This window comes from Bradyrhizobium sp. LTSP857 (genome assembly GCF_000938285.1).
GTDB lineage: Bacteria > Pseudomonadota > Alphaproteobacteria > Rhizobiales > Xanthobacteraceae > Bradyrhizobium.
This window is the reverse complement of the sequence record NZ_JYMS01000006.1, coordinates 23,306-46,545: the sequence shown is the minus strand read 5'-3', so window position 1 is coordinate 46,545 and position 23,240 is coordinate 23,306. Positions and strand designations below refer to the sequence as shown.

Genomic DNA, 23,240 nt, shown 5'->3' with positions numbered 1-23,240 from the left:
GTGACTGAGACCCGCCCCCCATTTCCACCTTTCACTCGTGAGACTGCTACGCAAAAGGTGCGAGGCGCCGAAGACGGTTGGAATTCCTGCGATCCTGAACGGGTCACGCTCGTCTATACTCCGGACAGTTCCTGGCGAAATCGATCGGAGTTTATCCGAGGTCGCTCCGAGATAGTCGCGTTCCTTAGGCGCAAATGGACGAAGGAGCTGGATTACCGCCTGATTAAGGAACTCTGGGCATTCACGGAGAATCGGATCGCTGTGCGGTTTGCCTACGAATGGCATGACGATAGCGAAAACTGGTTTCGTTCGTACGGGAATGAAAATTGGGAGTTTGCCGCCAATGGATTGATGGAGAAGCGCTTTGCCTGCATCAACGATCTTCCGATCGGGGAATCTGAGCGCAAATTCCATTGGGATCGTTCACGACCGCGTCCCGTGGACCATCCAGGGCTCTCAGAACTCGGGCTTTGAAGCTCACGCACAGGGCGTGCATGTGTGCTCTCATTGTTGCTGCTGATAGGTCGCTCCGAGGAGCTAGTTTGCCCCGTTTGAGATGGCCTGCGGAGCAACGCCGGCGAATGTCGCTTCTTGTGGCAAGAAGCTCCGAAGGTCGATATGCCGCGATGCAGCTCGCGCTCGATAATGCTCAGGATACCGCGCCTAGCGCAAATGCGGTTGTCTTTTGACTGAACGGCTCATACGAAAGCAAAGCGGACATTGGTCGAAAACTTGACGTCAACCGTCCACTGGTCGACGATCCGTCCCGCCAGGCGCCGCGATCGAACTGACCCGAAAGGCGCGTCCATGGGAGGCATCGGAGCCTGTGCACCGTGCCAAGCGGAATCCGGGAATGGGTATTGCGGCGAAATGCCATCGACGACGCTGACCTTGCTGCGAGCTTCCTCCTCCTTTGCAGAACTGCAGGTCGGGCGACATACGATTTCGGGTGTCCGAGCAAGTTCGTCTCGGGAATCCAAGAGATGCTGCGCCGAAACGGCCACCGATTGGGAATCGATGGCCGCCTCCCTCCACGTCGTGCTTGGCTATGCAACAGGCACGAAAGTATAACCCGCGCCGTCCGTCACAATCTTACCAACGGCCGGGAACGGGAAATGGTAGCCGGTAACGAGCGCATTGTCGGCCACGACACGATCGAACAGCTTGCGCCGCGTCGTTTCCGCAAGCACCGGGTTAGCATCGATTGCGCCGTGCCAGTTCGGGTGCTTCGCGAACAGGGCGGGCATGTTCGTCGTGTCACTCAGCACCATCAGCTGCTCGCTACCTGATGCGACATGGAATGCGGTGTGGCCCGGCGTGTGGCCTGGTGCCGCGATCGAGCGGATGCCCGGAATAACCTCCGTATCCCACTCGTATTGCTTCAACTTGTCCTTCAGGAGTGGGAACATCGCCTGAAGTCTTTTGGGCAGGCCATGCTGCTTCTCAGGAAGCTTGGTGAAGATGCTTTCATCCATCCAGAACTTATACTCGTTGCTTGGCACGTAAACCGCGGCGTTCGGGAAAGTCGGCGTGTTATCTGGAGCTTTGCTCATAAGCCCGAAAACGTGGTCTGGATGGAAATGCGAAACGATCACCTTCGTGATCTGTTCCGGCTTGATACCGGCTGCCGCCATATTGGCGATCATCGCTCCGGCTGTGGGCTGAAACTGACCGCCCGTGCCGGCATCGAACAGAACCGTTTCGTTGCTGAACTTGACCAAGGTGACATTGAATGGAATAGGCACGACTTCATTCGCGATCCCAGCGGCTGCCAGCGCGGCTTTGGTTTCGTCAACGGACACATCCTTGATAAACGAGGGATCGTGAGGTTTTTCCCAAACGCCATCGTTCAAGATGAACCCCTGGACCTTACCGAAATTGAACGGGCGAAAGCCCTTGCCGGCTTCCGGTCCCTTCTGGGCGAGCGCAGCCTCGATGAACGAGACCGGTTTGGGCAGGCCGAACGCTGCTCCTGCAACTGCTGCCGTCAACAGAGCGCTCCGGCGGGTTAGATTTAGCATCGCTGTCTCCTTACGTTTTCTGCGAAGACGGCCATTCGCGGTCCGCCGGCGGAAGCCGGCATCTCGTGTCAAGCGATCGCAAACTTCCTATTGGGGAATTTTGGTATCCTAACCCTCCGTCCCCAGATGCGGCGAGTAGCTGACAAAGTCGAACAAATGCGGAAATGCATGCTCGCGGTTCAAGACGCATTGGATGTCGAGAAAGATGAGCCTCTCAATCCCAGCGGACCGCATCGTCTCCGAAACGTCCCAGCAGATCCTGGCTCTACCGATGATGTGCAGCATCCGGCCGCTCTGGAAGTCGATGAACAGAAGCCCGGCGCGCGCGTCCGTTTCCAGATTGCCGAGCGTGTTGAAGAGCAAGTTGCCGCTATAATCCGGGAAGCTAAGTTCGTTTGCCGAAATCACCCGCACGAAGCCGGGACGTCCGCCGCGGTGGGAGACATCGAGACCTTGCGAGGATTCTTGCGGGGCGAGTTGCGGCGACCGAGATGCAATAAAGAAAGTGTCGGCCTCGGTAATGAAGCTGACCTCGTCATCGCCCAGATGGGAAGCCGTTCGAGTTTCGGGCGCGAGCCTGGAGCAGATCCGCGACCGTTCGCTACGTGCCTGAATGTATTTCGGGCAATTTCCAAAGCTCTGTTGAACCCTGATCGAGAAACCTTCGCCGATAACGCAATTTTCGATGCGGCCGTTGACCCGGTTTCGGCGACGCGTCGAAAGCTCGATTCCGAGGCCCCCGACCGGAGCACCATCGCGAATGCACGAATGCAAGGGGTCACCCAGATCGGGCCATGACTCGATGGTAAGCAGATTCGCGTCCGAAGAAGTCACGAACCCTGGGGGGCCAGACAAAGTTGTGGCCCAGGGGTGTCCGTTCTGGTCCGCCATTCCCACGAGCATAAACGGGATCGCAGTGAAGAACGCTCGATGCTGCTCCGGCATGTAGTCTCGGATGACTGCGCGCCCTTTGAGTTCCATGCGATCACGCACGCCGGCAAGGCTTTGGATCGTTTGCTCGCCGGCGTGAAAGGGAGACGTGGCCTTCATCATAATAGTACCATCATGGCCGCACGCCTTGAGAAAACATGGCTGATCCCCGTTATCGGCAGTTGTCTTTACATACTAGTAGTTACATGACACAATCACGTTCGGTTGATTCGACGCGATCATGAGGATGTCATGAAGGCGAAGGGCGAGCTTGTTAAGGCGGCCAAGAAGCTGATGTGGGAGCGCGGCTACGAGGGCGTAAGTCCGCGCGACTTGCTAGACGAAAGTGGTGCAGGGCAAGGCAGTCTCTATCACCACTTCAAGGGAAAACTGGACCTCGCGTCGGTGGCTCTGGATGAGGTGTCCGATGAAATGTGTGAGTTCGCGCGCGAGACCGTCGGAACAGATGGTTCTGGGTTGGATCGCGTCTTCCGCTTTCTCGACGTTGCTCGCGACGGGCTTAAGGGTTGCAGGATGGGTAGATTTGCTTGCGAGTCGTCCATCGCTGAGGCTTCGTTGAGGAAACCGGTCGAACGTTATTTCCGCGAACTGCAACAGCTCCTTGCAGCAGCTCTTCGTGAAGCTCAAGCCAACGGAGAAATCGCGAAACGCCTCGATGCCAACGAGCTTGCGCTGATGCTCATAACTGTCGTGCAGGGCGGCTTCGTCGTTTCGAGGGTTTACCGCGATCGAAACGCCATCAATCAGGCTACTGAGATGGCCAAGTCCCTGCTCAAACCGCTCCCTCGCCGTTGAGCAGGAGGAGACAGTCTTCGGGTTGAAATAGACGCCGGGATATCGGAGGAGATTCCGGCAAGTCTCGGAAAAGCGCCTGAGGGAGGCGCCCCCTGGTCGACAGTTACGCAGACCAATCCGCCGTCGCCAATTTAAGATCTCACAATCCCAAGTGTATATCGCGACCAAGTAGTCATCGCCACCAAGTTGGGTTGCCTTCGCGGCAACGTCGGGATGTAACTCGTGTTGTCCAGGGTAAAGTCCACAAGGGGCTCTTCCAGGCCCTCAACGCCGTGATCGGACGTCGCGGTTGAGTTGGGCGTGCCTCGACGAACGCTTCATGGGGCGGGAATTCATGATACTGAACGGTTTCTCTTGTTCTCATCACCTTACGTAGGCGCCTCCATGACCGAGACACTCGACTTGCATCTTCGGCGTATGCCTCGCGTCGCTCTACTTGATCTGGCGACACCGATCCAACGGCTTCGACGAATTGAAGCTGCGCTAGGGGAGCAGTTGAACGGAATTCGTCTCTTTGTGAAGCGGGATGATGTGATGGGCCTTGGTGGAGGCGGCAACAAGTTGCGGAAGCTCGAATTCCTGTTGGGCGATGCTATTGCACAAGGCGCGGATACCGTCATCACCGTTGGCGGACGACAGTCCAACCACGCGCGGCTGACGGCTGCTGCTGCCGCTCGCTACGGACTGCGTTGTGAATTGGTTCTCGGGCGCGTGGTAGCGCGTGACGACGAAGACTATATGGAGAGTGGCAACATCATTCTCGATGACTTGTTCGGCGCGACAATTCACGATGTTGCTGGTAACGTGAGCACGCTTGCCGTCGCCGAGGAGCGCGCAGAAATTCTCCGGGCGAGCGGCCGTAAGGTCTACGTAGCTCCGACTGGAGGGTCGTCCTCAGTAGGGTGTCTTGGCTACGCAGCATGCGCGAGTGAAATTGCGGCACAATCGGCTGCGCAGGACATCCATTTTGGGCACATAGTCGTGCCAAATGGCAGTGGCGGGATGCACGCTGGCCTGTCGGCGGGCTTCGCCGCCCTTGGCGTAGGTGCAGCTAAAGTCAAGTCGTTTGCGGTGCTGGCAAGAGTTGAGGAGGCTCGCCGCGGTACACTTGAAAAAATCAACGCGACGTTGGGGCTGCTTGAATCTCCCGGTGTTTCTCCGGACGAAGTCAATATTAGCGGCGCACAGCTTGGCGAGGGTTACGGCATTCCGACCGAGGCCATGAAAAAGGCGGTTCGGCTCATGGCTCGCCATGAAGGCCTTCTCCTTGATCCGGTCTATTCGGGCAAGGCCTTCGCGGGCCTGTTGGACGACATTGCCAATGGAGTCCTCAAGCCTGGACAAAATGTGCTGTTTATCATGTCTGGCGGAACTCCAGCGCTATTCGCCTATCGAAAGGAATTTCGGCCTGACGAGTAAAAAGTACCGTTTGAGATCAAGAGAGGAAATCATAACCGAGGCCGGGCGATACGTCGCAACCATGAGGAGGTCGGTGCGGTCTTATTCGAGCGCACGGAGTTGTCGCCGTTCGCGGATGATGTGCGGCGAAACAGGCGTGCCAGTTTTTGTTGCAGTTACGTTGGTAAACCTGATTCATAATTCGGTTGCCTTCGCGGCAACGTCGGTATGTGGCTCGTTTTGTCTAAGGTAAAGTCCACAAGGGGCTCTTCCAGGCCCTCAACGCTTCAAGGAATACGTGTAGCCTTGAAGGCAAGAAATTCCTTGTAGGGTAGACGGCGTGCACTTCGAGTTGCCTCGAAGCCCAGTCGGGCAGCAACCTTACGAGTTCACCTTTTTCGATCTTGTCGTTGCAATAGGTAGAGGGCAAAAGACCGATACCGTGCCCTCGATAAACAAACGTGCTGACGGATTGGAAGTCCCGGCTTGAAATAGGGCCCGCAACCCGGATTTCCGCGCGTTTTCGTCCATTCAGCAATTCCCACTCTGCTTCGTTATTCTTGCCGTTGAGCAAGACACACTGATGCAGCCCGAGGTCGGCGGGCTTGGTGGGAGGCTTGCGATCCTTCAAATATTCGGGGGAGGCGACGACATAACGGACCTGGCTGCCAAGCTTCTTGGCAATCAAGGTCGAGTCCTTCAGCTCACCAAAGCGAATGCCGACATCGACATTTTCTGCGATCAGATCCAGGAACAGGTTGGTGATGAAAAGGTCGATCTTGATCCTCGGATAGAGTTTCAGGAAATCAGAGATAAATTCGAGAAAAGGATCTTGCCCCAAGACCACGGGCACGGAGATCTTGAGTGTACCCTCCGGCTTCCTCTGGGTCTGTGTCAAAACCCGCTCAGCGTCGAACAGGAGGTTCAGCGGTTCACTGCATTCGTGGAAATAATCCTGGCCTTGCGAAGTGAGCGCGAGCTTGCGCGTGGTCCTTTGCAACAGCGTGACACCCAGTTCCGCTTCGAGTGCCGAGACCTTCCGGCTCACGGTGGAAACCGGCATGCCAAGAGCGTGTGAAGCACGGCTGAAGCTTCCGAGCTGCGCAACCTTCACAAATACAGCAATGTCATTCAGATCAGCCATTTTTGCGATTTTTCCATAAATGGAAATGTAATTCCAGATATTTCCGCCTAATCAATCAAGCCAGCAGCTCCCATTCTCCTCCCACCAGCGAACACACCGCATGAAGAGGAGAAAGCGATGCCAACCAATGTTTTATACAGAACCAATGCCACAGCGACGGGAGGTCGTGTCGGCCATGCTGCCACCCCAGACGGAAACCTGAAGGTCAGCCTGACCCGGCCCAAGGAGCTGGGTGGCGACGGTGCCCCGGGCACCAACCCCGAGCAGCTCTTCGCTGCTGGCTATGCCGCTTGTTTTCTTAGCTCCATGCAGTTCGTCGCCACGCAGGGTGGCCCGAAGGTGCCGGGTGATACCACCGTCAAGGCTACCGTGGGAATTGGTCCGCGCGCCGAGGGCGGTTTCGGCCTTGAGGTCGGCCTCGCGGTTTATCTGCCCGGGTTGGCAAAGGCTGATGCTGAGACGCTGGTGCAGAAGGCCCATCAGATCTGTCCCTACTCGAACGCGACGCGGAACAGCCTCGACGTGCGCGTAGACATCGTCGCAGCGCAGTGAAGTTTCGAGCGGAAGATTCAGGCGAGTGCCCTTCCGACGATCAACCCAAAAACAACGGAGAATATCATGAGCAAGACAGTTATCGTAACAGGTGCTTCCCAGGGCATCGGTGCCGGCGCCGTGAAGGCGTTCCTCGACAAGGGCTACAACGTCGTCGCGACATCGCGCAGCGTGAGCAAGTCGAAGGAACTGCCAACGTCCCCCAAGCTCGCGCTGGTTGACGGCGATATCGGGGATGCATCGGTGGCCGCGAAGGTTGCCCAGACCGCAATCAGCAAGTTCGGTTCGATCGACGCGCTGGTCAACAATGCCGGCATCTTCTTCCCTAAGGCATTTACCGATTACACCGGTGAAGATCTGAAGAAGCTGTCGTCAACCAACCTGGAAGGCTATCTTTACATCACGCAGCATGCCGTGAAGCAGATGCTGGCCCAGAAGTCGGGCGGCAGTGTCGTCGGCATCACCTCGTCGCTGGTCGAAAACCCGATCGCAGGCCTGACCGTTTCGGTGCCGATGATCACCAAAGGCGGCCTGGAGGCCATGACCCGCAACCTGGCAGTCGAATATGCGAAGCAGGGCATCCGCTTTAACACGGTCGCGCCCGGCATGGTGGACACCCCCCTGCACAAAGACGATCCGCACGAGTTCCTGAAGACACTCGCCCCGTTGGGCACGGTCTCCAGCGTCAAGGACATCGTTGATGCGATCGTCTATCTGACCGAAGCGCAGAATGTTACCGGGGAATCGCTGCACGTTGATGGCGGCGCGCATTCCGGAAGATGGTAAGCGCGGAAGTCAGCCTGCGGGAGTTGGGTATCCAACTCCCGCAGGCACCCAAGCCTTTCGGCGCGTACGTCGAGGCAGTGCAGACCGGCAATCTGCTGTTCCTCACCGGCATGCTACCTGTCGTAAACCAGAAGCCGAAGTTTGTTGGACGTGTCGGCAAGGAACTGGACGGCGCGGCGGGCCGGGAGGCGGCGGGGCTGGCGGCTCTCAATGCCCTCGCCGTTGCCAAAGAGCGCCTGGGATCGCTCGACAAGGTGAGCCGCGTTGTCAGACTCGGTGTCTATATCGCAACTTCAGGAGATCTTATTGATCAGCCAGGGATAGCGGACGGCGCCTCTGAACTGTTCAACCAGGTATTTGGCCCAAAGAAGGTATCGGCCCGGCTTGTGATGGGCGTTGCGAGGTTGCCGATGGACATGCCGATCGAGTTAGAGGTTATACTGGAAACGAAGCCGTAACCCGTGGACCGGCTGGTATGTCATTCAATCAGCGCCAACGAGTATCAGCCATCGATCTATCGCGATCTGAACACGATCGATAGAGCGACAGCGACGGCAAAATCTCAGCTCAGATCGTTGCCGCGGACATAAAAAGCGCCGGGACCTCCAAGGAGATCCCGGCGAGTCTGGGAGAGGGCACCGGGAGCCTCTTTGCCGGTCAAGACAGACGGGCTTCGCCGACGGGAGGCGTGTGACAAGCCTGAGCAATTGCACGACGGCTAACGGGCATGCCGATGCCCTAGAACTCTGGTCACCGAGGATGCTTTGTGCTGGTCATGCTCGGCCGCAAGGCAAATTGCTCCTGCCAGGCAGTCAGCCGCGGCCGCTGCGATCGCCAGGGGCGGTCACCGAAGCGAAAGTCTAGATATTCGAGGGCGCAACCGACGGTGATGGAGCCGAGGTCAGGATCGAGTGCTGGTGCATTGGCGTCAAGGACGTCGAGCACCTTGCCGATCCGATCAAACTGAGCATCGACCCATCCGCTCCAGCGGTAGCCTTCAGGCCGTAGGGTTTCTTGGCGGCAGACCACAGCGCGGTCCATGATATCCAGGCCAAACAGTTCGAGCTTGAGCACTTGCCGTCGGGCTAGTCCAAGCATCGGCAGCAGTCCACCGTCTGAGAACTCATCCAGGTACTCACAGATTAAGCTGCTATCGAAAAGAACCTCACCGGTATTCAATTGAAGCGTCGGTATGCGGGTCACCGGATTGAGCGTCGAAAGCTCCGGGTTCTCTTTGGTCGGCATTGCAGATGTCTCAATGAGTTTAACACGATCGTCGATCTGCAACTCCTTGGTAACCACCACAACCTTTCGGGCGTAAGGGGAGTTCGGCGACCAATAGAGCTTCATGAGAAATCTCCCGGGTGAGCCTGTGGTTGATGCTGTCAAACACGGGGTATCCTTTCGGTGGACACGCCGATCGTCCTTCGGCCGGTTATGAGCGTATTCACTGCTCGCCGTCGCCAGATGTCTCCCGGTTAGGCTTGCCAAATGAGCCTATGAACTTGGTGTATCCGGGCGAAGCGATTTGAACTGAACGCGGTATCTCTCGCGCCGATAAGACGAGGACCAGCGCTTGCGACCGGTCGATCGGTGGCGCTGAATCGCTCTGGCGGAGCGAAGCAAAGCAATCGATAGACCCTGCAAATGCGAGATGAGCCGTCCGGCAATCTCAAGAGAAGATATGGCTATCTCGAAAAAACGTTTGATGGTTGCGCCAGCGGTTGCCTAGCGTTGAACCAACATGATCGCAGAACATGCGACGCACACGCAATCCCATGCAGGGAGAGGAATTTGCACAGAACCGATGAGGTGCATCCGTCGCGCGTCACCGCGAACAGGCCAGACACGCTCCGTGTCCGGTTGATGCTCGCGATGATCCTTTCATACCTGGCGATGATGGCCTTCGTCCTCTACTGCGCACGGCACCCGGTGCCCGCCGCCATTGCCTCAATGACCTTTAGTCCAGCGATGATCGCGTTGGCCAGCTGCATGGCTTTGAGCGTCATCTTGACCGGCTTATTCGTGTTCATGCGGCACGGAGATTGAATGATGCGTATGTCACGGAATGGCATGAGCCTCTTGTTTGCGATTGCATATACCTTCGGGGTTAGTGGATCGGCGTACTCGGCGCAGCCCGAGTCTCAAGTGCGCCAGGCGGACGTTTCGACCATCTTTTTCTTCGTGGTCTTCGCGGTGCTTACGCTGCTCATCAGCTTCTGGACGGCGCGCCACGCAACCAGTTCATCGGAATATCTTACGGCTGGAAGCTCGATCTCGTCAGGGCAAAATGGCCTTGCCATAGCGGGCGACTACATGTCCGCCGGCGCCTTCCTCGGTCTGTCGGGCGCGATCTATGCCTCAGGCTTGGATGGAATGTTCCTCGCCGCCAGCTATTTGGCCAGCTGGCCTATTGTACTGTTTCTCGTCGCGGAGCCACTGCGCCGCCTTGGGAAGTATTCTTTCGCAGACGTGCTGACTCATAAATTGAAAGAGCGGCCGGTTCGCATCCTGGCGGGTTCTTCCACCCTCGTAATCGTGAGCTTCTACCTCGTGGCGCAAATGGTCGGCGCAGGGGAGCTAATTTCCTTGCTGTTCGGAATCGGCTACGCGCCGGCGGTCATCATGGTTGGAATGCTCATGATTGTGTTTTCGACTCTCGGCGGCATGCGGGCCGCCACGTGGGTTCAGATCATCAAGGCCGTTCTGATGATCGGCGGAAGCTGCATAATCGCGGTGCTGGTCTTGGTCAGGTTCGGATTCAGTATGTCGGATCTCTTCAAGACGGCGGTGAGCAATCATCCAATCGGCGACAGGATCATGGATATTCGTGGTTTCGCACAGGACGGAGTCGCGACGCTGTCGATTGGCGTCGGAGTCCTGTTCGGCACGGCTGGGTTGCCTCATATCCTCATGCGCTTCTTCACGGTTAGCGACGAGCGGGCAGCGCGTCTGTCAGTGTTTTACGCGACCTGCCTGATCTGCTTGTTCTTTGTGATGCTGTTTTTTATCGGATATGGCAGTATCGCGCTCCTCCGTGGGGATGCCGCCTACGCCAGTGCCAGTGGCGTACTCTTTGGCGGGAACAATCTGGCTCCCATCCATCTGGCGAGGGCCGTGGGCGGAAGCATCTTGGCTGGTTTCATCTCTGCGGTTGCGTTTGCGACGATCCTGGCGGTTGTCTCTGGATTGCTCATAGCGGGCGCCTCGTCGGCTGCCAACGATCTCGTCGTAGGTTTGTCCGGACGGCAACTCACTGAGCGGACGCGGCTCCAGATATCGCGGATCTCCTCGGTTGCATTGGGAGTGCTCGGCATATTGCTCGGACTGGCATGCGAGGGCCAGAATGTGGCTTACCTCCTCGCGCTTGCCACGGCGATTGCAGCCAGCGCCAACTTCCCCTTGCTGATCCTGGCAATCTACTGGGACGGCCTGACGACCCGTGGTGCAGTCATCGGTGGCACCTTCGGGCTTATCTCATCGGTTGTACTGACGGCTATGGGCCCGACGATATGGTCAAAGGTGTTGGGTCTTGGTCCCGCAATCTTTCCGTACGACTCTCCGGCGCTCTTCACCTTGCCGCTGACGCTGCTTGTTTGCTGGCTGGTATCGATCACCAAGGCAGAACCTGAGGGGGATTGGCGCCTAACGGGGCCATCCGTTGCCCGATACGTGGAATAGATTCGATGTCCGAGCCTGGAATTCAATAGCTAACTGCTTCAACTGCCCGATGCCCGCGCAGCAACGCCCGCATTTCTTCGCGTCGAAACGCTGCCGAGGCTGATCGACACCCCAGCGAAGCGATTTGAATCGAACGCGGTATCTGTCGCGCCGATAAGGTTGCGACGAAGATCTAGGGTCGATCGACCAGCGGCGATGAATAGCCTTGACGGGCCATGCGAAGTCATCGGTAGCACCCGGGAATCGTAGACACGCCGTCTGCCAATCTCCAGAAAAGATAAGGCTATCTCGAAAATGCGTTTGATGGTGGCGCCAACTGCTGCCTAGCCTCAATCAACATCGTCGTACGATCGGCGACGCATAATCTAGTGCAGGAAACAGTTCGCGATCTGCCCGGGACTTGTCGGGCTGCGCATATGTTGTTCGCACATTGAGGCGTTGACTGACATCAAGTGTCAAGTGGTGGGTAAGTGGACCGTATCGACGCCATGAAGATCTTCGTCGCCACCCTCGATGAGGGAGGCTTAAGGAAAGCGGGACGCAAGCTGGGACGATCACCTGCTGCGATAAGCCGGGCGCTTGCGTCTCTTGAGGCGCATGTAGGTGTTACACTTCTTCACCGCACGACGAGGTCATTCAAGCTAAGCGACGCGGGGGAACGTTATGCGCTTGTGTGTCGCCGCGTCATTGCAGATCTTGAGGAGGCTGATCTCGTCGCGGCAAGTGAACGATCGACCCCGAGTGGCACGTTGACCATAACAGCTCCAGTCGCGGCGGGCGAAGATATCTTGCGCCCGGTATTGGACGAGTTCATGGACGCCTATCCAACCGTCTCTGTCAGGCTGTTTTTGCTCGATAGACCGGTGAAACTTATCGATGAAGGCATGGATATCGCCTTGCGAATTGGCAATTTGACAGATTCCACGCTCGTCGCGATCCGGTTGGGAGCGGTGTGGCGTGTCGTAGCGGCATCGCCCCGCTATTTGTCGGCGCATCCGAAAATCGAAGAGGTCGCTGATCTTGCAAAGCACAAGATCATCGCAATGACTCACTTCGGAATTGATTCGTGGACCTTTCCACCGGCGAAAGGATCGTCGATACCGCGATCGGTTCATTTCACGCCACGCTTCGTAGTGAATAGTGTTCGTGGCGCTATTGCCCCGGCCGTCGAGGGGCGAGGCATCACCCGGCTCTTCTCCTATCACATTGCGGAGCAACTCTCGCAAAACAGGCTACAAGTCCTGCTCAGGCAGGACGATGCTTCCGCGATCCCTCTGCATCTGATTTCCCCACAGGGACGGCTTGCCGTTCCCAAAGTACGGGCTTTCGTCGATTTTGCGGTGCCTCGTCTCAAAGCTCAATTCTCCCGCCTCTCGACCGATGCCGTGGTTCAAAAAGCCGGCATTCGTACGTGCCGCGAAAGAGTGTTTTCCGACCAGTGAGTATTGGCGGCGCTGGGTGTCTACGAAATAATGGAGCGACGTTGGAATGTCGGGCGGTTAGTCAAGTGCCGAACGTTCGAAAGAGGAAGTGCTTGTCACTGTTACGGGGCATCGCGGTGCACAAGAAGTCACACGGCAGAGAACGCCGGAGCTTAGTGGCATAACAGTGGAAAGGGTAGGACGATGATCAGGACGCGGTTGACGAAGCTCTTTAATATTGAGCACCCAATCATCCTTGCGCCGATGACGCCTGCCGCGGGCGCAGACCTGTCCACTGCGGTTGCCGTCGCCGGCGGGCTCGGCCTGCTTGGCGGCGGATATGGCGACCGTGCCTGGTTCGAGACGGAGTCGGCGAAGATCACGCGCAAAGATGTGGGATGCGGCTTCATCACTTGGTCGGTCGCAAAACAGCCGGAATTGCTCGACTTCGCAATAGAGCGTCATCCGCGCGCGATCATGTTATCCTTTGCTGATCCGGCACCATTTGCAAAGCGCATCAAACAAGCCCAGGTGCCCCTCATTTGCCAAGTCCATACGGTCGACCAAGCGCGGCGAGCCGCCGATGTCGGAGCCGACGTCGTCGTAGCGCAAGGCACGGAAGCGGGCGGCCACGGCCAAACAGCCCGATCGACATTGCCGTTCGTCCCGACGGTGGTAGACGCTCTGAGCAAATACGCACCTGACGTGGTCGTTGTTGCCGCGGGCGGAATCGCCGACGGGCGAGGTCTTGCTGCGGCTCTGATGCTCGGCGCCGAAGGCGCTCTCATGGGCAGCCGCTTTTGGGCAACAAAGGAGGCCCTTATCCGTCCGAGTGCCAAAGCCAAGGTGGTGGCAGCTTCGGGCGATGAGACGATACGAACCAGCGTGTACGATATTGTAAGGCGGAGAGCTTGGCCGGAAGGATACACCGGGCGGCTGCTGAAGAATGGGTTCATCGAAAAGTGGCATGGCCACGAAGAGAAGCTAAGGGCACTACAGGCCGACGAATTGGAAAAGGTGGAGGCGGCGTCGCGCGTCGGCGACTTCGATGTGGCGAATGTGACGGTCGGGGAGTCAATCGGCATGATTCATGACCTGCCCGAGGCAGGTGACGTCGTGCGCCGTGTCGTTGTCGAGGCCAAAGAGAGGCTCGCCAAGTATGCCCGCGCTTCGTTGGAGTGACGGAACGGGGTGGGCTGACGCGTCCCCTCCGACACAGCGAAGCCGTTAGGATCCCTTCGCGGTGCACTCGTTTGTTGCGCGGCCAGCATCGTTTCGATCTGCGCCCAACCGCTTCCAATTTGATGGACGACGAATCCTTAGAAGAGGGCCTCGACGGGTTATCGTTTCGATATCTGTGTTTGAGATATCGGTATTACTTTTAGTGATAGCTCGCTGCAATCGGTCCTTGTGTTCGAAAACAGGCATAAGCCGTTCGGATTCGGCCTTGTAAAACGGGTGGCTTGGATCAAGATAATCACTCGACCAAGCGTGTTGATGCCGAACCGTTCGCTTCAGAAGATAGGGCTTGTTATGGACGCAACCGATCTAAGGGTCTTTGAGGCAGTTGCTCGGCACGGCAGTATGAACCGAGCTGCGGCTGAGCTGAACACTGTCCAATCCAATGTCACCGCGCGCGTAAGAGCGTTGGAGCTTGAGCTTGGTATTCAGCTATTCCAGCGGCATGCACGCGGCGTGAAGGTCACGCCGGCCGGGCGCCGGATGCTCCCCTTTTCGGCACGAATAACCAAGCTCCTCAGCGACGCCAAGGCGGCCGCAAGGGATGACGGCACCCCCGGTGGCGTCCTTGAACTCGGCACCCTTGAAACGACTGCGGCAATTCGGCTTCCGTCTGTGCTTGCGAGCTTCACCAAAGCTTACCCAAAGGTTCGTCCAGTGGTGACGACCGGGACGACCTGCAGTCTCATCGAGGACGTTGTCGAGTGCAGGCTGGAGGGTGCGTTTGTTGCGGGGCCGGTGGATCATCCAGATTTGCAACAGGAGTGCCTGTTTCGGGAAGAACTCGTCTTGGTAACGCCTCGCTCAATTCGAAGCATCGAAGAGCTTTCCTCGATCAACGAACTGAAAACAATTGTCTTCCGTGTCGGTTGCTCCTATCGGATAAGGCTTGAGAATCTGCTGAACAAGGCGGGAATACTTGTGGCGCAGCCTTTGGAATTCGGTTCGATCGACGCAATCCTCGGCTGTGTGGCGGCGGGCGTTGGAGTTACACTGCTGCCCAAGGGAGTAGTTGTTGCGGCATGGCGGGACGGCCAAGTCGCAGTGCATGAATTGGAGTCCGAGTTTTCTGAAGTGCAGACCGTGTTCATTCGGCGCACAGACGCCTACGTCTCCAGTGCACTCTCTGCCTTTCTTCAGATTGTACGGCCGGGCCCCGAGTTGCATGTGGCGGCTGCCGAGTAGTCCGGCTCGTTGCGAGAGCGCCGAGTTCCGAAAGGAAGTCGTCCAGGCGTTTTTCATTCTGGTCGTTTCTGCCTGGGACCGAGACGACGGCCAGCCTTGCGCTGACGAAGTAGGGTCGATCTTCTCTCAAACTTCGAAGCCTGCCTAAGGCCCCGAATCCGCGAGCCACATTTAGTCGGCAAAGATGGCATTTCATCGCGGCAGGTGTAAGCGACGTGCCTCGGTCGTCGCCGATTATCTCGGTACGCAGATCTGATGCGTTCGTGCCTGAGCAGCAACGATAAGAGATTGCTCGATCGCCGGAATTGATGGCGTTGTCTCCTGGGCGGTACCACCCTGCTCAATTCCGTTGCCTGATGCCGACCCCTTTATCCAACGAGCTCTGCACCTGGCCGAGTAATCTGCGGTGCAGATTGCCTTCTCGAATCTATTCGTTTGCTGATCTCAAATGATAAAGGCACGTTCCATCGAAACTATACCAGTTCAATCGTATGGGACGCGGCCAAGGACGTTTACATGCTGATGAAAAATGCGACTTCCGTATCCACGGTAAACGCGATCGCCGACTTTGCCGACCGGGCTGCTGCGACGTCTCTAAAGCCTGACGCGCGCAAGCTCTACAAGCGAAATATTCTGGATAGCTTGGGATGCGCGATCTCCGCGCTTCCGGGAGCGCCGTTCGCGGCGCTGCGCGAGCAGTTTGCGGAGTACCGGTCCGGGGGATCGTGCACGCTGATCGGCGGCGGTAAGACCGCTCCGGACCAGGCCGCCTTATATAACTCTGGGTTGGTGCGATATGTCGACCTGCTTGACAGCTACATGTCGCCGGGCGGACTCTGTCATCCCAGCGACAATTTCGGCGCGATCCTGGCTGCTGCCGAGCACGCCAAGGCATCCGGCGAAGACTTCATGCTCGCCCTTGCGGTGGCCTACGAAATCCAATGCCGGTTTACCGCCGTTGTCCCCGTCATGGCGAAGGGGTTCAATCATGCAATTCAGCTCGCAATATCCGCTGCCGCTGGAGCAGGAAAGCTGTTCGGGCTGAACGCTGAGCAGATCGCGCATGCGATCTCGATCGCGACTGTTGACAACATTTCCCTCACTTGCGTTCACGTCGAACCGGTATCGCAGTGGAAGGGTTTTTCTCCCGGAATGACCGGGATGCGCGCCGTCTATTCCGCATCGCTCGCCAAGCGCGGCTTCACCGGTCCATCTGGGCTGTTTGAGGGACCGAACGGCTTGCTGCGGATGTTTGATCAAAAGATCGACGTTGATTGGTCGGATGACTCGCTCGAGATCATCAAGCTTACGATCATGAAGAAATTCTGTTCGCTCATTCACGGTCAGCCGGTACTTGAAGCCGTGCTCAAGTTGAAGCGCGACAATAAGTTGGCGGCCGGCGATATCGAGGCCGTCCGGTGCGACATCTTCCAGTCAGGTTTCGACATCGCAGGCGGCGGCGCATTTGGCTCAAAAGACAGACCGCAGACCAAGGAGCAAGCGGATTACAACCTGAAGTACCTGATTGCGGCGGCGCTCTTGGACGATGAGGTCGGGCCTGCGCAGCTCGAGCAGGCGCGTGTCCAGGCCGATGACGCGCAAGCCCTGTTGAGCAAGGTAACGATAGCTCCCGACGATGCCTTCACCGCCAGATACCCGCACGAGCTGAACACCCGGATCGCTATCAAGGCCAAAGACGGTCGTACCTTCGATCGCGAGCAGCTTGGATACGAAGGCGGGCTCGGCAACCCAATGTCATGGGAACGCACGGTCGAGAAGTTCAATTGGCTGAGCGAGCCATTTGCAGATGAAGCACTACGGAACAGTATCATCAAGGCGGTCGAGAAGATCGACGAGCGACCGATCTCTGATTTGATGGATATCCTTGGGAAAGTGAACCCCAAGGCGGTCCACCCTGCGCTTCACCCCGGAATTCAATAGTCATTCGCGTCAACGAAGGAGTATCCCGATGTCAATGATTTCTTGCGACATGCGGTACGGCCGCTCGGATGAGCAAAAGCGAGCGCTTTCGGCCGGCCTGCTGCGTGTCGTCAGCGAAGCTACCGGTGAACCGGCCAACAACATCTTCTTTGTCATCAGAGAGGGGCGAGGCATTAACTTCGTTGAGCATGGGCAACACCTGCCCGAGTTTGTCGAAGGCAATGCCAACGACAAAGAGCTCATTGCTCGCCTGAAATAGGAAAGGGAGGCAACTATGCCCTACATTGAATGTCATATCGCAGCGGGTCTCACCAAGACCCGTAAGACGCAGTTGATCCGTGACATCGTCAAGGTTACCCACGAATCGATCGGCTCCGATCCGAAGATCATCAATGTTCTCCTGTTTGAGCATCCCGCCGGCAACATGAGCATTTCCGGAAGGATTCACGGCGAGGAATAGCTTGGCTCGCAGAAAGCTGTTTCGAGCGGCATGGCCAGTACAGAAAAGCCCAGGCTAGGCGCAGCAGCCCCGGGCAAGATAGTTGCGGGCCTCCGAGTAGAAGGGGCGCTTCGCTTGTCGGTCCGATATCCCGAAACGTAGTGAAAGATCAAAATGACGAACGGCGTGAGTACGGCAGGGCAACGAATTCGCTCGGTAACGACCCGCGGAGTGATGGTCCCGCTGAAATTTACGCTGGGAACGAGCGCGGCTGTTGTGAGGGCTGTGCCGCTGTTACTTGTCGATTTGCTGAACGAAGATGGCGTAACGGGCAAGGCATACACGTTTTGCTATCGGCCCTCGGGCGCGACTGCCATATCCTCACATCTGTACGAGGCGGTCGAACTCCTCAAGGGCAAGAACGCCACACCTTTTGAGGCATCGCAGACCCTCGCGCGCCAGTTTGCACTACTCGGCGTGACCGGCGCCGTGCGGATGGCTCTTTCACTGCTCGATATGGCCTTGTGGGACGCGACTGCGCAGATGCATCGTGTTCCGCTGTCCGCCCTACTCGGGTCAGGGCCTAAATCGCTACGTGCGTACGACAGCCGCGGGCTTGGGCTGATGGAGCCGGATAGCCTTGCCCGAGAGGTGAGGGCGCTTCTGGAGAGCGGTTTAGGAGCAGTTAAGGTCCGGCTCGGATACCCCACGCTTTTTGAGGACCTGGCCGCGTTGCGGGCTGTCCGCAAGAGCGTTTCCGGTGCAGATATTGCGATCATGGTGGACTACAATCAGGCCCTGACACCCGCGGAAGCAGTTCTTCGTGGACGAGAGCTGGAAAAGGAGGGGATCTACTGGCTCGAAGAGCCGATAGCCCACGATGACTATGTGGCGAGCGCCGCACTGGCGCGTGAACTGAAGGTTCCGGTCCAGATCGGCGAAAACCTCAACGGCCCGGATGCCCTGTTGCGTGCCGTCACGACTGGCGCGAGCGACTACGTCATGGTCGACGTCGCGCGGATTGGCGGTGTAACCGGCTGGCTGCATGCGGCCGGCATCGCTGCAGCCCAGGGTATCGAAATGTCGTCGCATCTGATGCCGGAAGTCAGCACGCATCTTCTTTGCGCCACGCCCACCGCCCATTGGCTTGAGTATGTTGATTGGGCAGATGCGATCGTCGAAGAACCGTTGAAAATCCGCGACGGAATGGTTCTCACGCCGGAGAGTGTCGGCAGCGGGATTTCATGGGACGAGGCCAAGCTAAAGCGCCTTGCGGCAATCTGAGCCCGGCCAAAGAAGACCCCTAACGCCATGGCTCCCGAAACGCACGAGTTGTTGCGGAGCTGTATCCGTCAGGAGAGCTCTAAGCAGCGAGGTTCGAGCGATCGTTTCGGCTGATATCGGCTCTCTGAAAGACTCGTCGGCTACAACAAAACGTGGTTTGGCCACCAAGAGATATAGGTGCCAGTTTGCCGCGCGTTCCGCTCCTACATTCGACGGCGGGAAATGTGATGATCAGATCGGGGAAATGTTATGGATCGAAGGAATCTCTTGAAGACGGTTACGTTGGCGGGATCGGCACTTGCCTTGCCGGCACTTGTCGCGCCGGCCATGGCGGACAAGAAGAGCGCAGCCGCACCGTTGATTGAAAAGTTTGCGGCGACTTTGAGCGCGCACGACCTCACGGCATTCGCGGCGCTGTTCTCTGATAATTACGTCAACCACCAGCTCAGCGCGGCCGCACCGCCGCCGCCGCAGGGCAAGTCGCCGAAGCAGGGGACGGTGGCAGTTTTTACTGCGCGGCTGGCGGGAATACCGGACCTCAAGGTGGAGATCGAGGCCACGGTCGCGTCGGGCGATCGTGCGGCCGCAAGCTTCGTCTATAGCGGCACCCATAACGGCCCGCTTTCGGGAGTTGCGCCAACCGGCCGTGCGCTCCGATTCACCTCCTGCGATATCTTCAGGGTTCAAAGCGGCCTGATAATCGAGCATTGGGGCATGGGCGATATCGCCGGAGTCCTGGCGCAGTTGAAGGCCTGACCGGCAACTGTTCAAGCCTTCGCCTCAGTGTTTGCGAGAGTCACATCCCCTCGGGTGACGCGCGGCTAAAACGGGCTGTTTCAACCGGCGGGATTGTGATTCTAAATCCAGCACCGCTGGGGACTTCAAGGACCCAGTATTCAGCGCCGTCGGGACACTCGATTTCGTGCCCGACGGCGTGATTATTTTTGATGATCGGCAGACAGGTGCCCCGAGCGGCGTCATCCGGCCGCTGGCAAGCAAAAAAACTAATCCGGAGTTCCTTTAGGTCCAACCGTTGGGCTTCGACAGGCTAGAGCTCACCCGTGAGGAACTGGGCACGTCCGAGCCCAAATGACCAATCCTCATCGGTGTTCGTTACAAACGTCACGACAACGTCGCTCGGCGAAATGCCGCATTGATCGGCAAGCCGTTCCACCAACGAACTATAGAATGTTTGCTTCATCACGCGGCTGCGAGGGCGAGTCGTGACTTGAAGGACAAGCATGTTGGGTGTGCGCTTGATACCAAGGCCCGTGTCCTCGATGATCATTCTGGAAGGCGGGTGCTCCCTGACGATCTGATAGCGGTCGCGATGGGGTACGTTGAATGAGTCGACCAACACCTCATGGGTGACGTCTAGTATCTTTTTGAGCTGCCGTTCCGAACGTCCCTCAACAAGATCGAAGCACAAAAGGGGCATCATCCATTCTCCGTGTCGCTATGCGTTGTCGCTTCGTCTTCGAGAGCGCGATCGCGGCTGCAGATCGAGTTTTGAAACCGACAGGCTTTCGCCGCCGTTTTCCTGGTCGGCCCGCTGCTGGGTGAGCAGCGGGCCGGTTGTTGCGATCAGGACATTGTGGGCATCACGAACTCGGCGCCGGCGCGAATCCCGGTTGGCCAGCGGCTCGTGATTGTCTTCATCCGGGTATAGAAGCGGACGCCTTCCGGGCCATGCATATGGTGGTCGCCGAAGATCGACGCCTTCCACCCACCGAAGGAGTGGAATGCCATCGGTACCGGGATCGGGACGTTGATGCCGACCATGCCGATCTTGATCTTGTGCGCAAACTCCCGAGCCGCGTCGCCGTCACGCGTGAAGATCGAGGTGCCGTTGCCGAATTCGTGCTCGTTGATCATGCGCGCGGCGGTGTCGTAGTCGGGCGCACGGGCAACAGACAGGACGGGACCGAAGATCTCTTCCTTGTAGATCTTCATGTTCGGCGTGACGTGATCGAACAACGACCCGCCGATGAAGTAACCGTCTTCGTAGCCCTGCATGTTGAAGCCACGGCCGTCGACCAGCAGTTTGGCACCCTCCGCGACGCCGGCGTCGATATAGCCGCGGACCTTGTCCAGATGCTGCTTGGTGACCAGCGGACCCATTTCCGCTTCTGGATCCGTGCCGGGCCCGATCTTGAGGCTGCGGATCTTCGGCTCCAGCGCCGAGATCAGCCGGTTCGCGGTTGTCTCGCCAACTGGCACCGCGACGGAGATCGCCATGCAACGCTCACCGGCCGAGCCGAAGGCAGCGCCCATCAAGGCATCGACCGCCTGGTCCATGTCGGCGTCCGGCATGATGATCATGTGGTTCTTGGCACCGCCTAGCGCCTGGCAGCGCTTTCCGGCGCTGGCAGATGTCTCGTAGATGTACTTTGCAATCGGCGTGGATCCCACAAAGCTGATCGCCGAGATGTCGGGATGATGGAGCAGCGCGTCGACGGTCTCCTTGTCGCCATGGACGACCCCGAATACGCCGTCGGGCAGGCCCGCTTCCTTGAGCCACTCCGCGAGGATGACGGATGCCGACGGATCGCGCTCGGAGGGCTTCAGGATGAAGGTGTTGCCGCAGGCAAGGGCAACGGGAAACATCCACATCGGCACCATGGCGGGGAAATTGAACGGGGTAATGCCGGCGACCACGCCGAGAGGCTGGCGCATCGAGTAGCTATCGACGCGCGTCCCGACATTCTCAGTGATCTCGCCCTTCAACAGCTGCGGGGCGGCCGTCGCGAACTCGACGACCTCCATACCACGCTGAATCTCACCGACCGCGTCGGAGTGAACCTTGCCATGCTCGGCGACGATGACGTCTGCCAGCTGGCTGGTGCGTTCCTCGAGGATCCTGAGGAACCGGTTGAGAATCCTGCCCCGCCGCAGCGGCGTCGTCGCCGCCCATCCCGGCGCAGCCTTCACTGCCGCCGCGACGGCATCCGCCACATCCGCGGCGTTCGCGATCGGCACGGATGCCGCTTGCTCGCCGGTCGCAGGATTGAAGACGAACGATGACCGCCCGTTACGGCCAGAAACGCGCTGGCCATTGATATAATGCTGAACTTGCGTAACCACGATGAGCCTCCTTGTTTTCCGCACGCGCCATATGAAACGTCCAAGTCTGCACAACAACGAGAACTATCGCGCATTCGTTGTGCGGAAATTCAAGTTAGAGACCGGAATCAGCAATGACGCGTCATTTGCGTGAATCGTCGCCAGCCAAGGCGTGTTGATCGCGCTGATGACGTCCATTCGTTGGGTGGAATTTTCGCCTCTCTCGACAGAGATCGAGCGGATCATCACAGGCCATTGGGCAGCGTGGGCTTCCGTAACACCGGCCAAGAGTGATGCGACCTCAGAGGTTGCGGCGGATTTCGCGCACGCCGCGGCCGAGCTTCCGGCGCAGCAGCGCGCGCAACGTCACGCCTTCGGCGTAGCCGACCTCGGCAGCAATCTGATCGACGCTGGCATGGCCGGTTGTAAGCAGGTGCACTGCCCGCTGGATCCGCAAATCCTGGAGGTATTCGAGGGGAGATTTGCCAAGCACGCTCTGCATCCGGCGAGCCAGCGTACGCTTGCTGGTGGCGAGTTCCGCGGCAGCCTGATCCAGCGAGAACCCCTCGGCCAGGCGTTGCCGTGCCCATCGTTCGAACTTGTGTACCAGCGGATCGCCATGGACTACGTGCCCAGGTATCGCGTAGGCGGCCTGCGAGTTGCGGACGTCGGCCATCAGATACTTGCCCGTAAGGTCGGCCAGCGCAGGGTCCGCGCGTCGGATCAAGGTCAGCGCCAGATCCAGATGGCTGAGCGCCGCGCCAGCGGTGACGACCGCGTTGGACTGAACGATGATTTGCGACTCGTCGAGCCGCACATGCGGATATCGCTCCCGGAACAGAGGCGCCAGCCACCAGGTGGTGGTTGCTTCTTCGCCATCGAGCAAAGCCGCTTCCGCCAACACGAAGGTGCCAACACAGGCGGCCGCAGCCAGCGCACCGCGCTCCGACCATTTGCGCAACACCGCACCGGCCTCGCGCACTTCGCCACTGGCCAACATCTGCACCAGCGGCTTCGGCATGATCCGGTTGATGGCGGGCATCACCACCACATCGGGCTTCTGCGCGCGCACTGCCGAGGTGACCGGAACATTCAGGCCCTGCGCTGTTGTGACGGTCTCACGCAAACCGACCACTTTCGTCTTGAAGCGCACGGAGGAGATGCCGTGCATTTCCGCCAGCGCATTGGCGAAGGCAAAGGCGTCGAGCACCGCGGCGAGACCAGTGTCGAGCACGTCGTTCAGAGCAAGGACATGGATGCGCATGGCAAAAACGATATCAGAATTAGGCATTTTGCCAAGGCTTAGACTACGGATCCAGCTCGAATTTGTAATCAAGGAT

At 58.1% G+C, this 23,240-nt stretch carries 23 protein-coding genes; 16 read left to right on the top strand and 7 right to left on the bottom strand.

The window, feature by feature from the left end; all coding sequences use genetic code 11:
• A complete protein-coding gene (locus UP06_RS39540; RefSeq protein WP_082078500.1) occupies positions 1–474 on the top strand; it encodes a nuclear transport factor 2 family protein in 474 nt (157 codons plus the stop codon).
• A gap of 572 nt (positions 475–1,046) precedes the next feature.
• Here the strand turns inward: UP06_RS39540 and UP06_RS01070 are convergent.
• On the bottom strand, positions 1,047–1,991 hold the full coding sequence (locus UP06_RS01070; RefSeq protein ID WP_050031519.1) for an MBL fold metallo-hydrolase: 945 nt from the start codon (positions 1,989–1,991) through the stop codon (positions 1,047–1,049).
• Positions 1,992–2,129: 138 nt separating this feature from the next.
• The gene (locus tag UP06_RS01065; protein ID WP_044999839.1) at positions 2,130–3,074 is read right to left on the bottom strand and encodes a pyridoxamine 5'-phosphate oxidase family protein; all 945 of its coding nucleotides are present in this window, start codon (positions 3,072–3,074) and stop codon (positions 2,130–2,132) included.
• 129 nt (positions 3,075–3,203) lie between these two features.
• Between UP06_RS01065 and UP06_RS01060 the strand changes: the two genes are divergently transcribed.
• Together UP06_RS01060 and UP06_RS01055 are read left to right on the top strand one after the other, a co-directional pair.
• Positions 3,204–3,767, top strand: a complete 564-nt coding sequence (locus UP06_RS01060) for a TetR/AcrR family transcriptional regulator (protein WP_044999838.1) — start codon at positions 3,204–3,206, stop codon at positions 3,765–3,767.
• Positions 3,768–4,169: 402 nt separating this feature from the next.
• Positions 4,170–5,186: a D-cysteine desulfhydrase family protein gene (locus UP06_RS01055; RefSeq protein ID WP_044999914.1), complete on the top strand. Its 1,017-nt coding sequence runs from the start codon at positions 4,170–4,172 to the stop codon at positions 5,184–5,186.
• A gap of 223 nt (positions 5,187–5,409) precedes the next feature.
• Here UP06_RS01055 and UP06_RS01050 read toward each other — a convergent pair whose 3' ends face one another.
• Positions 5,410–6,309 (bottom strand): LysR family transcriptional regulator, encoded by a 900-nt coding sequence (locus tag UP06_RS01050; protein WP_044999836.1) that lies wholly within the window; start codon positions 6,307–6,309, stop codon positions 5,410–5,412.
• 117 nt (positions 6,310–6,426) lie between these two features.
• Here UP06_RS01050 and UP06_RS01045 point away from each other — a divergent pair, with 117 nt between their 5' ends.
• From UP06_RS01045 to UP06_RS01035, 3 genes are all read left to right on the top strand, one after another.
• Positions 6,427–6,861 carry an organic hydroperoxide resistance protein gene (locus UP06_RS01045; RefSeq protein WP_044999835.1) on the top strand — a complete coding sequence of 145 codons (435 nt, stop codon included), beginning with the start codon at positions 6,427–6,429 and terminating at the stop codon, positions 6,859–6,861.
• A gap of 66 nt (positions 6,862–6,927) precedes the next feature.
• Entirely contained in the window at positions 6,928–7,647 is a 720-nt protein-coding gene (locus UP06_RS01040; RefSeq protein ID WP_044999833.1) for an SDR family NAD(P)-dependent oxidoreductase, read from the top strand.
• Positions 7,641–8,105: a RidA family protein gene (locus UP06_RS01035; RefSeq protein ID WP_044999832.1), complete on the top strand. Its 465-nt coding sequence runs from the start codon at positions 7,641–7,643 to the stop codon at positions 8,103–8,105. The genes UP06_RS01040 and UP06_RS01035 overlap by 7 nt, the downstream gene beginning before the upstream one ends.
• Positions 8,106–8,397: 292 nt before the next feature.
• Here the strand turns inward: UP06_RS01035 and UP06_RS01030 are convergent, their stop codons facing one another.
• The gene (locus tag UP06_RS01030) at positions 8,398–8,997 is read right to left on the bottom strand and encodes a glutathione S-transferase family protein (RefSeq protein ID WP_044999831.1); all 600 of its coding nucleotides are present in this window, start codon (positions 8,995–8,997) and stop codon (positions 8,398–8,400) included.
• Positions 8,998–9,441: 444 nt separating this feature from the next.
• Between UP06_RS01030 and UP06_RS01025 the strand changes: the two genes are divergently transcribed.
• The 10 genes from UP06_RS01025 to UP06_RS39175 all read left to right on the top strand — a co-directional run bounded on the left by UP06_RS01025 (position 9,442) and on the right by UP06_RS39175 (position 19,593).
• The gene (locus tag UP06_RS01025) at positions 9,442–9,696 is read left to right on the top strand and encodes a hypothetical protein (protein WP_044999830.1); all 255 of its coding nucleotides are present in this window, start codon (positions 9,442–9,444) and stop codon (positions 9,694–9,696) included.
• Positions 9,697–11,328 carry a sodium:solute symporter family transporter gene (locus tag UP06_RS01020; RefSeq protein WP_050031518.1) on the top strand — a complete coding sequence of 544 codons (1,632 nt, stop codon included), beginning with the start codon at positions 9,697–9,699 and terminating at the stop codon, positions 11,326–11,328.
• A 470-nt stretch (positions 11,329–11,798) separates the two neighbouring features.
• Positions 11,799–12,770 carry a LysR family transcriptional regulator gene (locus UP06_RS01015; RefSeq protein ID WP_044999829.1) on the top strand — a complete coding sequence of 324 codons (972 nt, stop codon included), beginning with the start codon at positions 11,799–11,801 and terminating at the stop codon, positions 12,768–12,770.
• A gap of 183 nt (positions 12,771–12,953) precedes the next feature.
• A complete protein-coding gene (locus tag UP06_RS01010) occupies positions 12,954–13,931 on the top strand; it encodes an NAD(P)H-dependent flavin oxidoreductase (RefSeq protein WP_044999828.1) in 978 nt (325 codons plus the stop codon).
• A 351-nt stretch (positions 13,932–14,282) separates the two neighbouring features.
• On the top strand, positions 14,283–15,173 hold the full coding sequence (locus UP06_RS01005; protein ID WP_044999912.1) for a LysR family transcriptional regulator: 891 nt from the start codon (positions 14,283–14,285) through the stop codon (positions 15,171–15,173).
• A 516-nt stretch (positions 15,174–15,689) separates the two neighbouring features.
• Positions 15,690–17,114, top strand: coding sequence for an MmgE/PrpD family protein (locus UP06_RS01000; protein ID WP_197087096.1), 1,425 nt, complete (start codon positions 15,690–15,692; stop codon positions 17,112–17,114).
• 28 nt (positions 17,115–17,142) lie between these two features.
• Positions 17,143–17,373 (top strand): tautomerase family protein, encoded by a 231-nt coding sequence (locus UP06_RS00995; RefSeq protein WP_044999827.1) that lies wholly within the window; start codon positions 17,143–17,145, stop codon positions 17,371–17,373.
• Positions 17,374–17,388: 15 nt separating this feature from the next.
• Entirely contained in the window at positions 17,389–17,574 is a 186-nt protein-coding gene (locus tag UP06_RS00990; RefSeq protein ID WP_044999826.1) for a tautomerase family protein, read from the top strand.
• 153 nt (positions 17,575–17,727) lie between these two features.
• Entirely contained in the window at positions 17,728–18,837 is a 1,110-nt protein-coding gene (locus tag UP06_RS00985; protein WP_044999825.1) for an enolase C-terminal domain-like protein, read from the top strand.
• A 249-nt stretch (positions 18,838–19,086) separates the two neighbouring features.
• A complete protein-coding gene (locus tag UP06_RS39175) occupies positions 19,087–19,593 on the top strand; it encodes an ester cyclase (protein WP_082078499.1) in 507 nt (168 codons plus the stop codon).
• 292 nt (positions 19,594–19,885) lie between these two features.
• On the opposite strand, the gene UP06_RS00975 is transcribed toward UP06_RS39175, so the two are convergent.
• The 3 genes from UP06_RS00975 to UP06_RS00965 all read right to left on the bottom strand — a co-directional run bounded on the left by UP06_RS00975 (position 19,886) and on the right by UP06_RS00965 (position 23,236).
• Entirely contained in the window at positions 19,886–20,275 is a 390-nt protein-coding gene (locus UP06_RS00975) for a tautomerase family protein (protein ID WP_044999909.1), read from the bottom strand.
• A gap of 146 nt (positions 20,276–20,421) precedes the next feature.
• The gene (locus tag UP06_RS00970; RefSeq protein ID WP_044999823.1) at positions 20,422–21,921 is read right to left on the bottom strand and encodes a CoA-acylating methylmalonate-semialdehyde dehydrogenase; all 1,500 of its coding nucleotides are present in this window, start codon (positions 21,919–21,921) and stop codon (positions 20,422–20,424) included.
• Positions 21,922–22,201: 280 nt separating this feature from the next.
• Positions 22,202–23,236 carry a GlxA family transcriptional regulator gene (locus tag UP06_RS00965; protein ID WP_349509919.1) on the bottom strand — a complete coding sequence of 345 codons (1,035 nt, stop codon included), beginning with the start codon at positions 23,234–23,236 and terminating at the stop codon, positions 22,202–22,204.
• Positions 23,237–23,240 lie beyond the last annotated feature (4 nt).

What these genes read in the sequence shown, in the direction of transcription:
- UP06_RS01065 (WP_044999839.1), bottom strand. Translation starts at nt 3,074, where the DNA reads ATGATGAAGGCCACGTCTCCCTTTCACGCCGGCGAGCAAACGATCCAA.
- UP06_RS01060 (WP_044999838.1), top strand. Translation starts at nt 3,204, where the DNA reads ATGAAGGCGAAGGGCGAGCTTGTTAAGGCGGCCAAGAAGCTGATGTGG.
- UP06_RS01050 (WP_044999836.1), bottom strand. Translation starts at nt 6,309, where the DNA reads ATGGCTGATCTGAATGACATTGCTGTATTTGTGAAGGTTGCGCAGCTC.
- UP06_RS01045 (WP_044999835.1), top strand. Translation starts at nt 6,427, where the DNA reads ATGCCAACCAATGTTTTATACAGAACCAATGCCACAGCGACGGGAGGT.
- UP06_RS01040 (WP_044999833.1), top strand. Translation starts at nt 6,928, where the DNA reads ATGAGCAAGACAGTTATCGTAACAGGTGCTTCCCAGGGCATCGGTGCC.
- UP06_RS01035 (WP_044999832.1), top strand. Translation starts at nt 7,641, where the DNA reads ATGGTAAGCGCGGAAGTCAGCCTGCGGGAGTTGGGTATCCAACTCCCG.
- UP06_RS01030 (WP_044999831.1), bottom strand. Translation starts at nt 8,997, where the DNA reads ATGAAGCTCTATTGGTCGCCGAACTCCCCTTACGCCCGAAAGGTTGTG.
- UP06_RS01020 (WP_050031518.1), top strand. Translation starts at nt 9,697, where the DNA reads ATGATGCGTATGTCACGGAATGGCATGAGCCTCTTGTTTGCGATTGCA.
- UP06_RS01010 (WP_044999828.1), top strand. Translation starts at nt 12,954, where the DNA reads ATGATCAGGACGCGGTTGACGAAGCTCTTTAATATTGAGCACCCAATC.
- UP06_RS01005 (WP_044999912.1), top strand. Translation starts at nt 14,283, where the DNA reads ATGGACGCAACCGATCTAAGGGTCTTTGAGGCAGTTGCTCGGCACGGC.
- UP06_RS01000 (WP_197087096.1), top strand. Translation starts at nt 15,690, where the DNA reads ATGCTGATGAAAAATGCGACTTCCGTATCCACGGTAAACGCGATCGCC.
- UP06_RS00995 (WP_044999827.1), top strand. Translation starts at nt 17,143, where the DNA reads ATGTCAATGATTTCTTGCGACATGCGGTACGGCCGCTCGGATGAGCAA.
- UP06_RS00990 (WP_044999826.1), top strand. Translation starts at nt 17,389, where the DNA reads ATGCCCTACATTGAATGTCATATCGCAGCGGGTCTCACCAAGACCCGT.
- UP06_RS00985 (WP_044999825.1), top strand. Translation starts at nt 17,728, where the DNA reads ATGACGAACGGCGTGAGTACGGCAGGGCAACGAATTCGCTCGGTAACG.
- UP06_RS39175 (WP_082078499.1), top strand. Translation starts at nt 19,087, where the DNA reads ATGGATCGAAGGAATCTCTTGAAGACGGTTACGTTGGCGGGATCGGCA.
- UP06_RS00975 (WP_044999909.1), bottom strand. Translation starts at nt 20,275, where the DNA reads ATGCCCCTTTTGTGCTTCGATCTTGTTGAGGGACGTTCGGAACGGCAG.